Annotated in this window: 12 protein-coding genes; 3 read left to right on the top strand and 9 right to left on the bottom strand. The window is 58.7% G+C overall.

What is annotated here, in order from left to right; genetic code table 11:
• Positions 1 to 4: 4 nt before the first annotated feature.
• The 4 genes from IVB32_RS41065 to IVB32_RS41050 form a co-directional block, all read right to left on the bottom strand.
• On the bottom strand, positions 5 to 874 hold the full coding sequence (locus tag IVB32_RS41065; protein WP_247368501.1) for a branched-chain amino acid ABC transporter permease: 870 nt from the start codon (positions 872 to 874) through the stop codon (positions 5 to 7).
• Positions 871 to 1,596 carry an ABC transporter ATP-binding protein gene (locus IVB32_RS41060; RefSeq protein WP_247368505.1) on the bottom strand — a complete coding sequence of 242 codons (726 nt, stop codon included), beginning with the start codon at positions 1,594 to 1,596 and terminating at the stop codon, positions 871 to 873. Before IVB32_RS41060 ends, IVB32_RS41065 begins: the two co-directional genes overlap by 4 nt.
• A complete protein-coding gene (locus IVB32_RS41055; protein ID WP_247368508.1) occupies positions 1,593 to 2,258 on the bottom strand; it encodes an ABC transporter ATP-binding protein in 666 nt (221 codons plus the stop codon). The genes IVB32_RS41060 and IVB32_RS41055 overlap by 4 nt, the downstream gene beginning before the upstream one ends.
• A gap of 83 nt (positions 2,259 to 2,341) precedes the next feature.
• Positions 2,342 to 3,631: an ABC transporter substrate-binding protein gene (locus tag IVB32_RS41050; RefSeq protein ID WP_247368511.1), complete on the bottom strand. Its 1,290-nt coding sequence runs from the start codon at positions 3,629 to 3,631 to the stop codon at positions 2,342 to 2,344.
• Between the two features lie 222 nt (positions 3,632 to 3,853).
• Between IVB32_RS41050 and IVB32_RS41045 the strand changes: the two genes are divergently transcribed.
• The 3 genes from IVB32_RS41045 to IVB32_RS41035 are packed head-to-tail and all read left to right on the top strand — an operon-like array spanning position 3,854 to position 6,792.
• Positions 3,854 to 4,387 carry a 2,4'-dihydroxyacetophenone dioxygenase family protein gene (locus IVB32_RS41045; protein WP_247368514.1) on the top strand — a complete coding sequence of 178 codons (534 nt, stop codon included), beginning with the start codon at positions 3,854 to 3,856 and terminating at the stop codon, positions 4,385 to 4,387.
• Between the two features lie 8 nt (positions 4,388 to 4,395).
• A complete protein-coding gene (locus tag IVB32_RS41040; RefSeq protein WP_247368517.1) occupies positions 4,396 to 5,442 on the top strand; it encodes a 2,3-butanediol dehydrogenase in 1,047 nt (348 codons plus the stop codon).
• Positions 5,443 to 5,484: 42 nt separating this feature from the next.
• On the top strand, positions 5,485 to 6,792 hold the full coding sequence (locus tag IVB32_RS41035; RefSeq protein ID WP_247368520.1) for a serine hydrolase domain-containing protein: 1,308 nt from the start codon (positions 5,485 to 5,487) through the stop codon (positions 6,790 to 6,792).
• Between the two features lie 60 nt (positions 6,793 to 6,852).
• Here IVB32_RS41035 and IVB32_RS41030 read toward each other — a convergent pair whose 3' ends face one another.
• The 5 genes from IVB32_RS41030 to IVB32_RS41010 all read right to left on the bottom strand — a co-directional run.
• A complete protein-coding gene (locus IVB32_RS41030) occupies positions 6,853 to 7,824 on the bottom strand; it encodes a helix-turn-helix domain-containing protein (protein WP_256466615.1) in 972 nt (323 codons plus the stop codon).
• A 381-nt stretch (positions 7,825 to 8,205) separates the two neighbouring features.
• Positions 8,206 to 9,801, bottom strand: a complete 1,596-nt coding sequence (locus IVB32_RS41025) for a GMC family oxidoreductase N-terminal domain-containing protein (RefSeq protein WP_247368525.1) — start codon at positions 9,799 to 9,801, stop codon at positions 8,206 to 8,208.
• Between the two features lie 49 nt (positions 9,802 to 9,850).
• Positions 9,851 to 11,257 carry an aldehyde dehydrogenase family protein gene (locus IVB32_RS41020; RefSeq protein WP_247413163.1) on the bottom strand — a complete coding sequence of 469 codons (1,407 nt, stop codon included), beginning with the start codon at positions 11,255 to 11,257 and terminating at the stop codon, positions 9,851 to 9,853.
• Between the two features lie 184 nt (positions 11,258 to 11,441).
• Complete coding sequence (locus IVB32_RS41015) at positions 11,442 to 12,416, bottom strand: helix-turn-helix domain-containing protein (RefSeq protein WP_247413162.1); 975 nt, start codon at positions 12,414 to 12,416, stop codon at positions 11,442 to 11,444.
• Between the two features lie 422 nt (positions 12,417 to 12,838).
• On the bottom strand, positions 12,839 to 13,079 hold a 241-nt coding region (locus IVB32_RS41010; protein WP_247413161.1), incomplete at its 5' end, for a hypothetical protein.

Raw genomic sequence — 13,079 nt, 5'->3', positions numbered from 1 at the left:
CCGCTCATGCCGCTCCTCTCGAGCTCACTCCGAGACCTTGCGGACGTGTCGCAAGAACCACCAGAAAGACAATGTGACCAAGAAGAATCCCCCATCCGGGATCTAGTCGAGAGCCGACGACCTGCGCCACCCCGAGAACCAAGGCACCACAAAATGCGCCCCAGATCGAACCCATGCCGCCGATAATCACCGCTTCAAAGGCGAAGAGGAGCTGAGAACCGCCGTCGGCGGGCGCAATGCTGGTCCGAGTCGCTTGAAAAACTGCAGCGAGACCGAGGATCGCTACAGCGATCGCGGTCGCCAATGCGTATGCGCCTTTTGTGTCGACGCCGGAAAGCGCTGCCGCTTCCCGGTCGGCAGCGGTTGCCCGGAGCGCGCGCCCGAAACTCGTATGCCTCAGAAGCCCGTGAAGACCGGCTGTCAGGATTATAGCGCTGACGAAGATGATCGCAGGCAGCACGCCAACGTAGATTGGGCCGACCGGAACAGCCATCGTGCCGATCGATCCGGCAGACATTGAACGTGGATCGGCCGACCAGATCTGGAGCATCAGATTCTGGAGCGCTATGGATAGACCGAAGGTGGCGATAAGAGACGGCAGAGGATCGGCGCCGACGACCCGATTGAGGATGCCACGCTGAAGCAGCCAGCCGATGACTGCTCCGAGAGGCACAAGAAGAAACGCTACCAGTCCGGATTCAGCCCCCGTCAAGGCGGCAATCGCAATACCGGTCAGGCCTAGCAGGATGACGAGATCGCCGTGGGCGATGTTGACGATCCGCATGACTCCAAACATGAGGGCCATGCCGATGGCATACTGCGCGTACAGTCCGCCCAGCAGCAGCCCTTGTATAAAGGCATCGACCCAGTTCATTTGTGGACTCCGAAATATGCTGCCGCGATTTGTTCGCGACTGATCTCGGACGCCTTGCCGGTCAGCGTGATGCGTCCTTCGAGCAGGCAGTAGATGCGGTCGGCGGAAGCCGCGGCCAAGGCAATGTCCTGTTCGACCAGGACAATCGCGGTGCCCGTCGACCGGATTTCGGGCAGCCGGTCGTAGATTTCCCGTATAACTTTCGGGGCGAGGCCGAGCGATATCTCATCGCAGAGCAGCAGGCGCGGTTGGGTCATGAGGGCCCGCCCAATCGCTACCAACTGCTGCTGTCCCCCGGAAAGCCGCTCTACGTCTGTTCGTCGCTTCTCGGCAAGGACAGGGAACAAGGCGAATAACCTCTCCACCGTCCAACGTCCCTCGTGCGCCACGGGCATGGACGCCCGATCGAGGGCTACGCGAAGGTTGTCTTCGACACTCATCCCGGCGAAAAGCCGACGGCCCTCAGGGACCAAGGCTAGTCCCTTCCGGACCAGCTTGTGAGCGGGGACATTCGAGATGTCTTCTCCATCGAAGGCAACACTGCCTTCGCGAACCGGCAGGAGTCCTGCAACAGTTTTGAGCAAGGTCGACTTGCCAGCTCCGTTGGCACCAATCAGCGCGACGACCTCGCCGGGCGCAATCTCGAAGTCGACTGAAAACAAGGCCTGGAAATCGCCGTAGCCGCCGCTTGCGCCGCGCACATCCAAAATAGGGCGGGTCATGCCTCGATGCCCATATACACCCGGCGTACTTCGGGATCGGTGATGACGTCGCTCGGAGCGCCGTCAGCGATCTTCTGGCCGAAGTTGAGGACAATGATACGGTCCGCGACGGACATGATCGCGTGCAGGACATGCTCGATCCAGACAATCGTCATCCCGCGATCGCGGATGCGACGGACCAGCGCGACGAGTTGTCCGGATTCCTCTTCGGTAAGCCCGCCCGCGATTTCGTCCAGCAGCAGCAATCGCGGCTTGCCCGCGAGCGCGCGCGCCAGTTCAAGGCGCTTGCGGTTGAGAAGCGTCAGAGAGCCCGCCGGCTGGTTTTCACGTTCCGAAAGTCCGCATTCGTCAAGTATCTCCGCGCATTCCGCATACGCAGCTCGTTCGCTTCGTCCACCCGCGAACATTGCTGCAACGAGCAGGTTTTCGAACGTCGTCATCCCCGCATAGGGGCGTGGTATCTGGTAGGTGCGCCCTATTCCGCGGCGCGCCCTGATGTGGGGAGGAACTCCCGCCAGGCTTTGACCTCCCAGCAGGAGGTGACCCGTATCGGCCCGCTGATCGCCGCTTATCAAGTTGAACAAGGTCGTCTTGCCAGCGCCATTAGGCCCGAGCACACCAACCAGTTCTCGATCCGCCACCTCGAAATCGAGATCTGTCACGACCCTTAACGCCCCGAACGACTTCGAGAGGCCTCGCGCCGAAAGGAGGACCGCATTACCGCGGTGCTCCGAAACCTTCGTCGTCACCCCTTCCAAGGCAACGGCTCCAGTGATTTCTCGGCTTTCATGATTGGATAAAGTGCAGTCTCCACGATCTTGAGGTCGAAGGGCCGCTTCGTTCCTTTGACCCACTGGCCTCCCAATATGGGCGTCTTGGAGACATTCGGATGGGGCCCATCACCAAACTTCACGCGTCCAACAAGCGTTTGCAGGTCGGTCGCCTTCAATGCGTCGCGGATAGCAGCGCGATCGAGTGGGTCAGTAGCGCGCTTGAGGGTATCGAGGATGGTTTCCCAGATAGCATGCGAGTAGCCAAGCGGTTGCGTCCACTGCTTGCCGGTCGAGCCTTCCCAAGCTGCTGCGATCTGGGCAGAGCTCTCACCCGTCAGTGACGAGGGATAAGGAAACGAGGGGGTCCACCAGACTTCGGTGCTCATGCCCTCTCCAAGAGAGCCCAATGCCTCGACCGCGGACGGGAAAAGCAGGCCGGCGGCGACGGTAACGATGGGAGGACGGAAGTTCTGCTGCGAGCACTGGATTATACATGTGCGCAGATCGCCCGGAAAAACGAGGCCGCCGAGAATTTCGCATCCAGCCGCCTTAAAGGCCGATATCTGTGCGGTGAAGTCGTTGGTGCGAGGTTCAAACTTGCTCGGGACGATGACTTCGAAGCCGGCCTTGCGTAGCGCGGGCGGAAAGCCGATGTTCTCGTCTCCCCACACTTCCCCATCCGTATTCTTAGGCAGCAGCAGACCTACCTTGCGGTTGGAGTTCGCCGACTTCCACACATTGACATACGAACCGATGATGTCCTCTAGACCCCAAAAGAAGTGATAGGTCCACTTGAAGGGAGCCTTGCCGCCGCCGCGAGGCATGACTACGGCCTGCCATGGCGCGGTTGATGAGATGCAGGGAGTCCCGAATAACTCCGCTTGCTCCGACACCGGCAAAGTGACGTCCGTCGTCGACGCCGGCACGATCAGGTGCACCTCCTTGTTCTGGATTAGCTCACCAGCGAGTTCCGCGGCTCTGTTCGGGTTAGACTGCGCGTCCCGATCGAGAATCTGGATCTGGTACGTTCGATCCTTGATCTTTATTCCGTTTGCCAGATATTTCCGGATCCACGACAGCGAGTAGGCATCCGTTTCGCCGAATTGGCCGAGTTGCCCGGTTTGAGGGCTTACGTAACCGATGCGGATAGTAGCGGAGGACTGTGCCCGCAAGATCGATGGAGCTGCGAGCGCGCCGGCGGTCGAGCCGAGCCCCACCAGCGCCGTCCGGCGTGATATCCGCCGTTCTCCAATATTCTTCATCGTGATCCTCCCTGTCGATGACCACCCATTCGAGCCCAGCGTTATACGCCGATGATCTGTCGATGAGGCCAAGGGCACACTAGCGCAGGCTGTAACGCTCGTCGCGACGTAGATACTGCTTTGTCCTTCCTGCCAAAGCAGAACGTCCCTCTGGGACAAATGCGGGTCCGATGACCTGCTAATCTGACTGGCATCCAAGCTTTAAATCACGCGGAGAAGAGTATGCCCGAAGCTCCAACGAACGAATTCTGGCGAGAACTCAAGCCGATCACGAATGTCTTTCGGCCGGACGCGCAGCCCGAAATCTATATCAAGAACGCGCCAATAGAGGACGAGCGGTATTACGTGCCTCTTACCGAGACCGTGTTCACTCGTCCGCTCTGGATTTCGCCGAGCAAGAACAAATGGTGCGACATTCTGTATGCAAAGAAGGCGGGCCTTGTGAACCGCCATTATCATCCACACGAAGTCTTCGCCTACACCATCTCTGGGAAGTGGGGATATCTTGAACATGACTGGACTGCGACAGCCGGAGACTTCGTCTACGAAACTCCTGGTGAAGGGCACACGCTCGTTGCTTATGAGAGCGATGAGCCCATGCGCGTCCACTTCAATGTCACCGGTCCGCTGATCTGGTTGGACGAGAATGGCGAGTGTACCGGCACTTTCGATGTGCACGACTACATCGATCTCGCTCGGAAACACTACGACAAGGTAGGCATCGGCGCGGACTACATCGATCGCCTCTTTCGGTGAGAAGCACCTTGGACCATCAGCACTTCGTGGCCGCGGTCTGGCACGGCGCGCGCGACATCCGGATCGAGTCCAGGTCACGCATGCCGCTCGCACCGGGCGAAATCCGCATCCGGGTGGCGGCATGCGGCATCTGTGGCAGCGATGTGCATGAGTATGTAAACGGTCCGCATGCGATTCCCACGGTAGCCGTACATCCGTTGTCGGGACGGCGTGCGCCACTCGTCATAGGCCACGAGTTCTGCGGCACCGTGGTTGAACTTGCTCCCGACGTATCGACTGTTCGCAGCGGGCAACGCGTGGTCGTTGAGCCGGAATACCGCTGCGGGCGCTGTGCGGCTTGTCTGAGAGGAGAATACAATCAATGCCGCTTCATGGGCTTTGCCGGGCTTATGGGCGATGGTGGGATGGCTGAAGAGGCGGTTGTGCCTGCGTACATGGCCCACTCGCTGCCTGATCAAGTGAGCTTCGAGCAGGCCGCGATGCTGGAACCTGCGGCGGTAGCGCTTCATGCGATCCGACAAGGGGGGCTTTCCGCGGGGATGCGGTGTGCCGTCGCGGGAGCAGGTCCAATTGGACTCCTTATCGTCCAACTGGCCCGAATAGCGGGTGCGCGCCAGATTGCTGTGAGTGACCTGTCGGACGAACGTCTCGCGCGTGCTTTGGCGCTTGGCGCCACTCACACGGTGAACGCCCAAACGGAAACGCTGGCCGACGCCGTTGGCGAGGTCGATATCGCTTTCGAAGCCGTCGGCGCGCAGGCGGCCCTTGACGATGCCTACGCCTCTGTCCGGAAGGGAGGTCGGCTGGTTCTGGTGGGACTTTTCAGTCATCGACCGACAATCGATGCATTCAGTCTCGTGAACCGCGAGATCAATCTGATTTCAAGCCTCGGTTACCGCCATGTTTTCCCGGATCTCATCGAGATGGTGGCGAACGGCCTTTTCGATCCGTCCAAGATCGTGACGCGCCAGGTCTCGCTGGAAGCGGTCGTGGAAGAAGGGTTCGGCCGACTGGCGCGGGAGACAGTAGATGTGAAGGTCCTGGTTAGGCCATAGGGCCGCGGCTGAAGTGAAGCATTCGATAGAAGGGGAAACGTCATGAAATTATATGGACAACTTGCCATCGCTTTGTTGGCTGCAGTCGTTCCAGCCGCTGCTTTTGCTCAACAGTTGAAATCCGAGAGCGATACCGGAAAGCTTGGATTTGATTCCGACCGCCTGGACCGAATGACGCGGGCCTTCCAGGGCTATGTCGATAGCGGGCAACTTCCCGGAGCAGTTGTGCTGATCGCGCGCAAGGACAAGGTCGCCTACTTCCGAGCCTTCGGGTTTCGGGACCGCGAGCAGAAGACCGCAATGACCACGGATTCGATCTTCCGGATTGCCTCTATGACCAAGCCGATCGTCAGCGCAGCTGCCATGATGCTGGTCGAGGAGGGCAAACTGGATATCGGTGCGCCAGTGTCGAACTACCTTCCGGAATTTAAGGATCTGCAGGTTCGTGTCGAACAGATCGATCCTGCCACCGGCAAGAAGGAAGCTATCATGCAGCCTCAGACGCGGCCGATGACGGTTCAGGACCTTCTTCGCCACACTGCCGGTCTCGTTTATCCGCCTCCTGTTGGCAACGGCTCAGTCTCGGATGCCTATCGGGAAGCAAACGTTCTCGATCGCAATACAACACTGGCCGAGATGGTAACGAAGATCTCCAAGCTCCCCCTTGCCAACCAGCCGGGCGAGGTTTGGGAATATAGCGCGGGGGTCGATGTCCTCGGCCGGATCATCGAAGTCGTCTCTGGAATGGACCTAGACCGCTTCATCGAAGAGCGCATCACAAAGCCCCTTGGCATGTCTTCGACAGGCTTTTACGTGCGTGAGACCGATCGCGACCGGCTCGCACAGCCGCAGATTGATTCGGCGACCGGAAAGCGGCCTCCGATGTTCGACGCGACGCAGAAGCCGAAGTTGTTCTCTGGCGGCAGTGGCGGTGTGTCTACCGCGTCCGACTACCTTCTCTTTTGCGAGATGCTGTTGCACGGTGGCAAACTCGGCACCACGAACCTGCTTTCGCAGTCAACCATCAACTTGAAGACGTCTAATGCGCTGAAGCCGGGGATCGGATACTCGGCCATTACGCCGCGGCTATTTGAAGATATCGCGCCGACACCGGCGATGGGGCAAGGTTTTGGGTTGGGTTTCGCGGTGCGCACTGAAACCGGGCAAAATCCATTGCCCGGATCAACGGGGTCATTTTATTGGACTGGCTCATCCGGCGCGACGTTCTTCATCGATCCGAAGCAGCAGCTCATCATAATCATGATGGTTCAGGTTCCTTTTTCCACTGTTACTTTCTATCGGAATAAGGTTCGTTACCTGACGTATCAGGCACTCTCATCACCCAACTAGTCGCCGCTCTATCAATTTGCAAGGACGACGATTCGTGATTCGATTGAAGCCACCGAGTAGCTATCGTGCTCTCGATTCCGACGGCGTGCAGCCAAAGCGCTCGCGGAAATTCCGCGAGAAGTGCGAGATATTGCGAAAGCCCCAGCTATATGCAATTTCGGAAACGCTTGCCTGCTCCGTATCCCGCCGCCGGAGGTCCGTGCGGCACGCATCCAAACGCATAGCGAAGATGTGGGCGAACAGGGTGTCTGGCTCCCCGGCAAAAAGTCTGTTGAGCTGCCGGACACTGATGCCGGCGTGCTTTGCGATCATCTCAGGCGATAATTTTGGATCTCGGAGATTCGCTGCGATGAATTGGTGAACTCGATCCATTACCAAGGAGTGATACGTTGACCGCTCCGCGCCTCGTGAGAGACCCTGAGCCATGCGCAAAACATTCCAGATCTTTTCTTCAATCTCCGTGGCGCCGACCGCCGTTCCACTAAAAGGACTATAGTGCGTTATGATTTGCCGCAGCGACGTGGAGATTTGCCGACCTGCACCGATGGCCCCGTCGTACCGGCGGGCGGCACGGAGGTCCCAACCCGGAAAGCGTTGCCTGAACTCGTTGCCGGAAACCTCAAACATGACGTGACGCATGAATCCAGGGAAGCCATGCATGTACGGGCGGTTAGTATCGTAAAGTACCACATCGCCCTCGTTCAGAAGCACACACTCATTGGCGCGGTTTACGAACGCAGCACCGCGCATAAGCAGCGTCAGGAATACCGAGTCTTTCTCTCTCGTCCTCAAATGGACAGGCAATCTCTCCACCACGTGCTGATGCCCGGTGATATCAACAAGCTTGATGGCGCCGAGGTCAACATATTGAAATCTGGCCTGGAGGCCCTCCGCTTCCATGCTCGAGCAAGTCAGGCCGACCACGTACTCTCCGCACTGTTCCTCCCAATACGAGATCCGATGGGTGGGCGGGACAACCCGGGTGTCGAAGGTCGTTACCGGCGCACTTCGCAATACTCCATGCAATTGCATCCTTCCCCTCCCTTGGTATCGGCAGAGCCTGCCGCCATTGTTAGTTTTTCCGCACGATATGGATCTGCGCCAAGCGGGTCAAATAATCGGCTGCCGCCAGCTACTTGCGCCAGATAGAAGCCGGACACGATGGCTAGTCTTTTCCCACGGACCCTTGGCGGGTTGGCTCGCCACGCAGGAGCCTCCGGCGAGTAGGGTCAGCGCCGCACAATCGTAGGGACGACCGCCGCACCTGACTCCGGCACGCAATCCGAAGGCCGACTTCACCGTCACTTTGCGGCCGGAAATCGCGATCGGCTCGTTGACACCATGCGGATGCCCTGCCTCCGGATGCGTGTTGCAATGATCCTTTATCTGGGATCTCTCATTATCTGGGATCTCTCAAGCCGCCTTTTCCTTGCCCAGAATAAATCGGGCGCCGCGCTCGCCGATCATGATGGTGGGCGCATTGGTGTTGCCCGAGACGAGCGTCGGCATGACCGACGCGTCGACCACGCGTAACCCTTCGAGACCGCGCACCTTCAGATCTTCGCCCACGACCGCCATGCGATCGTCTGGCGCTCCCATCTTCGCCGTGCCTGCCGGGTGAAAGACAGTCTTGGATACGGAGCGGACATAGTCCCGCAAAGCTTGTGGATCCTTTTCGACCCCGGGCTTCGGCAGCGCTCGCCGCTTGACGATGCGCGCAAGCGATGGCGCCTCCACGATCCTGATGGCCAGTTCAACCCCGCGGACCAACGTCTCGACGTCCGCGGGGTTGGATAGAGCGTTAGAGTTGAAGAGGGCCGGATCCTTTGGATTGGCCGAGCGCAGCTTGACGGTTCCGCGCGACTGCGGTCGAAGAAAGCACGGTCCGATCGAAATCCCGTGTCCAGGCTCCTGCTGACGTTCCGCAAAACCGATAAAAGTCGGCAAAACGTGAAACTGCACATCAGGCAAGCCGGTGCCGGACGTATCGGCGAAGCCGCCGCATTCGACCACGTTGGATGTCAAGAGGCCGGTCTTGGTCAGCACGTACTGCAGCATGTGCTTCGCACCGATCAGTCCCTTGTCCTGTCCGAACAGCGAGAGGATGCTGATCTCGGCTTGAACCGTTGCCTCAAGATGATCCTGGTAATTCTCCCCAACTCCCGGCAGGTCCGCGACCACCTCGATACCGTGGCCTCTGAGGTGGGCGGCTTCACCGATGCCCGAGAGCTGCAGGATCTTCGGCGTAGCAATGGCGCCGGCCGAAAGGATCACTTCCCGGCCTGCACTATAGACCTCGCCGGTTTCGAGAACGATGCCGATCGCGCGCCTGCCCTCGAAAAGCACTTTGTGCACACGCCTACCGGTTAGTATGGCGAGGTTCGCGCGGCCTTCGGCATCGCGCAGAAAGCTCGCGGCGGACGACCGGCGGCGTCCCTCGTGCGTGCAGGTCTGGTAAAAGCCAACGCCTTCCTGGTGTGCGCCGTTGAAGTCTTCCGTGTAGCGCAGGCCCGCTTCCTGCGCGGCGCGGATGAAGGCCCAAGAAATCGGGTGTCCGTAGCCGCGGTCGGAGACCTTCAAAGGCCCATCTGCACCATGGAATTCGTCTGAAAGGCGCTGATTTCCTTCCAGGGCGCGAAATGCCGGCAACACCTTGTCGTAGGACCAATGGCGGCAACCCATTTGCGCCCAGGTGTCGTAGTCCTGCCTTTGCCCGCGGACGTAAATCATCGCGTTGATCGAACTGCCACCGCCCAGAACATTGCCCTGCGGCACGATGCACGGCCGCCCGTTCAACCCCTTCTCGTTTTCCGAGGCGTAGAAATGGACGTCCACGCCCTTCTCGATCACCTTGAAGAAGGTGGCCGGGATATGGATGTAACGATTAGTATCCTTGCCGCCGCTTTCGATCAGCAACACCCTGTTGGCCGAATTTTCCGATAGGCGCGCGGCGAGCACGCAACCCGCCGAACCGCCGCCCACGACGATGTAGTCGAACCCTGTCGTCATTTCCCTCCCCCGGAAAGCTTACCCTTAACTTCCGTCAGACTCTGCTTGGTCAGCAGAACACAGTCTGGGCAGTGGTGAATTCCTTCAGCCCTTCGGCGCCGAATTCGACACCGAAGCCCGATTGCTTGACCCCTCCGAAGGGAGCATTGGGCTGAATCGCCCCGTGCTTGTTGATCCAAACCGTTCCGCATTCGAGCTGGCTGGCGACCGCCTTGGCCTGATCGAGGTTGCTACCCCAAACCGACCCGCCAAGACCCGTGGGGCTGTCGTTGGCTTTCGCGACGACTTCCGCGACGTCGTGGTAACGGATGATCGGCAGCGCAGGACCAAACTGTTCATTGTCGACGAGTCGGCAACCATGATCGACATCGGCGACAAGGGTTACCGGGTAGAAAAAGCCGCGTCCTCCGTCGGGATTACCGCCCAGCAGAATTCGCCCGCCCTTGGCGCGGGCTTCCTCGACGTAAGAGGAAACAATGTCGAACTGCATCCGGTTTTGCAGTGGGCCAAGCGCCGACGCTTCCAGCAGGCCGTCACCGACAGGGACCGCACTAGCATAGGCAGTGAGCTCGCGGCATACGTCGTCATAGATGCTGTCGTGAACGTAGAGCCGCTTGAGACACGCGCAGGTCTGACCCGAATTGATGAACGATCCCCAGAACAGGCCTTCGGCGATAGCCTTGGGATCGGCATCCGGAAGAACGATGCCAGCATCGTTGCCGCCCAACTCCAACGTGAGCCGCTTGAGCGAGGGAGCAGCGCTCTCCATGATTCTTCGGCCGGTCGCGATAGACCCCGTGAAGGTTATTTTGCCGATTCCTGGGTGCCGAGACATCGCCGCAGCGACATCATTTTCGCAGGTGATGACGTTAACGACGCCCGGAGGCAGCACCTCGTTGATGATTTCGACCAGACGGATCGTGGACAGCGGGGTGTTGGGTGACGGCTTGATAATAACCGTGTTGCCCGCACGTACTGCCGGCATGATGTGCCAGCAGGCAATCATCACCGGCCAGTTCCACGGAGTAATTGAGCCGACTACGCCGATCGGTTTGCGGTGTAGCTCGACCCGCCCTTCCGGACTGTCCTGTAGTACCTCGACCGGCAATTCGATCTCGGCAGTATGGCGCGTCCAGGCCACGGCGCCGCCGATCTCGAACCGCGATCCAAGGCCACCCAGCGGCTTGCCCTGTTCGAGCGTCAGAAGCTTCGCAAGCTCTTCACCATTGTGTTCAATCGCGGCGGCTATCCGTCGGCAAGCGTCGGCCCGGTCGGGTCCCGGGACATTCTTCCAGCTTTCGAATGCGCTTGTCGCTGCCAGAACGGCCATGTCTAAATCGGCGAGGCTCGCGAGCGGCATAAGTCCGACGACATCACCTGTAGCAGGATTGCGCACTTCGCTGTACCGAACGGCTTCGACCGACGTGCCACCTACGATGAGTCCGAACGGTTTCATCAGCGATACTCCTCCCTAAAGATTTCGAACTAGGAAAGAGCATTACCTTCCGCCTGTCTTGGATTCTGGCGCAGACCGAATTGGACAAACACGCAATGCCCGGCCTTCACAGGCTAACTCGACAGGGCGCTGCGCGGACGCGCGCCCGAATTCTACAGAATCTCATTGCTTGAAGGCACGCACCTCAACTTAGACCAACGGAATTCTCCGGCCGAACGATGGTCTTCGGAGTACAGGAGAATATCTTCCTAAAACAACGGTTGAAGTAAGAAATATCGTTGAAACCGGAATTGTATGCGACCTCGGCGATCGTGGTATCGTTACCGCTGCGAACGAGGCTGAGCTGATCGCGTGCGTAGTAGAGGCGGCGCATGCGGATAAGGGAGTTGACGGTAGTGCCAAGTACACTGAAGTCGCCTTGCAAAGTCCGCAAAGAAACGCCGACGCGGTTGGCCAGCCATTGCGGCGTGAGTTTTTTCTCCGTCAGGTGGCGATCGATCAGAATCTGTACGATCTCGATGCGATGGTAGCCGCAATCACTATGTAGAGATAAATCGTCAGCGTCGTCGGACGCAAACGCCTGACGCGTTGCACTGAACAGCAATTCACGCAGTTCTGGCGCTCGCTTGTCGCCGCTATCAGTCTTCATCAACTTCGCGACTAAGCCTCGCAGAATCGATGACATCGGATCGTCGGCTTCTACACGTCGCGAAACGTCTACTCGCGTCGTCCGATCGGAAAGGAATATCTGCCTCGGCAGATGCACGGATAGATGATTGGAGAACTTCCCTCCAAAGTGGAAGGTCGAGGGGCTCGATGAATCGACCAAAACGCAGTCGCCAGGCGCAACAATAGTCTGCCGTCCTAACTGTTCGATGCCGCATTCGCCTTCGATTTGGAGCAGCAGGAAAAGATGTTCGCCGTAATCCTTGCGGATGTCGTCGAGATTCCGCTGGATGGTTGCAAGGTCGTTTGCCACCTGCACCAACTCGATCCCACCCGCCTTGGAGGGGTGCACCCGCCCAGTCACGCCGCGCATTCCGTCACAGGGTTTGGATTGAAAATTCCCACAGACCGAGCGGAGTGAGCTGGACCATTCATCGAGAGGATACTCGCGATAAACATCTGGCGAGAATTCGCGAAACCTTATCAGTTCCATGCTTGTCCCCCGATGCACGTTGGCGTGCATTCGTGCGTTTCCGGCCAAACTATAGAATTATCGGGAGAAATTTCAATTGTCCTGGGGTCGGCTGGCCCGGCAATTTCCGGATTTTCGTCTGGCACTCGAATTCAAGTCTGTGACTCACGTCGCTGCATGCGGGCCATCGCGTCTCACCACATCCTGCGTCGTCACTGCAACTGCAGGCCAGTCGCGGCAAACTATTGCGATCAGACGGAGCCTGCCGACTCGATGATAATGGCCTCTTCCGGGTAGTTTGCCCGCGCGATGAAGGCCTTCTCGACAAGCCCGGGAAAGTTGCGAACTTCCATGGAAACGAAGCTTCGCAGTCGCGGCGGTGAGCTTCGAGATTTGCCTCAAAGTCGTTTGATGGGTGCGCCCAGATGTTCGCACCATCGAAGCTAAGGTCGCTCGCCGATCTGTTGAAGCCGATATTCACGCCTTGGCATCGCGATCGGCTGCCAGAGCCAGTTCAAACACCGGTAATAGTCTTCGGCCGTGCGCTCCTGATATTGTTGGCGCCTTACATCGCGCGCGATCGCGTCCTCGGCATGATACATGTCCCAGAGCGCGCGGGATTCGAGCTGAACCCTTGAAGTCCGAATGACGCGGTCGTGCTGAAATCGCTGAAATGCAGTGATT

Origin of the sequence: Bradyrhizobium sp. 23 (genome assembly GCF_023073295.1) — a bacterium.
Lineage (GTDB): Bacteria > Pseudomonadota > Alphaproteobacteria > Rhizobiales > Xanthobacteraceae > Bradyrhizobium > Bradyrhizobium canariense_D.
This window is presented reverse-complemented; position numbering and strand designations above follow the sequence as displayed.

Bases quoted from the DNA above. Each gene is read 5' to 3' on its own strand.
- IVB32_RS41060 (WP_247368505.1), bottom strand. From the start codon at position 1,596: ATGACCCGCCCTATTTTGGATGTGCGCGGCGCAAGCGGCGGCTACGGC.
- IVB32_RS41025 (WP_247368525.1), bottom strand. From the start codon at position 9,801: ATGACGACAGGGTTCGACTACATCGTCGTGGGCGGCGGTTCGGCGGGT.
- IVB32_RS41015 (WP_247413162.1), bottom strand. From the start codon at position 12,416: ATGGAACTGATAAGGTTTCGCGAATTCTCGCCAGATGTTTATCGCGAG.
- IVB32_RS41050 (WP_247368511.1), bottom strand. From the start codon at position 3,631: ATGAAGAATATTGGAGAACGGCGGATATCACGCCGGACGGCGCTGGTG.
- IVB32_RS41065 (WP_247368501.1), bottom strand. From the start codon at position 874: ATGAACTGGGTCGATGCCTTTATACAAGGGCTGCTGCTGGGCGGACTG.
- IVB32_RS41035 (WP_247368520.1), top strand. From the start codon at position 5,485: ATGAAATTATATGGACAACTTGCCATCGCTTTGTTGGCTGCAGTCGTT.
- IVB32_RS41030 (WP_256466615.1), bottom strand. From the start codon at position 7,824: ATGCAATTGCATGGAGTATTGCGAAGTGCGCCGGTAACGACCTTCGAC.
- IVB32_RS41045 (WP_247368514.1), top strand. From the start codon at position 3,854: ATGCCCGAAGCTCCAACGAACGAATTCTGGCGAGAACTCAAGCCGATC.
- IVB32_RS41020 (WP_247413163.1), bottom strand. From the start codon at position 11,257: ATGAAACCGTTCGGACTCATCGTAGGTGGCACGTCGGTCGAAGCCGTT.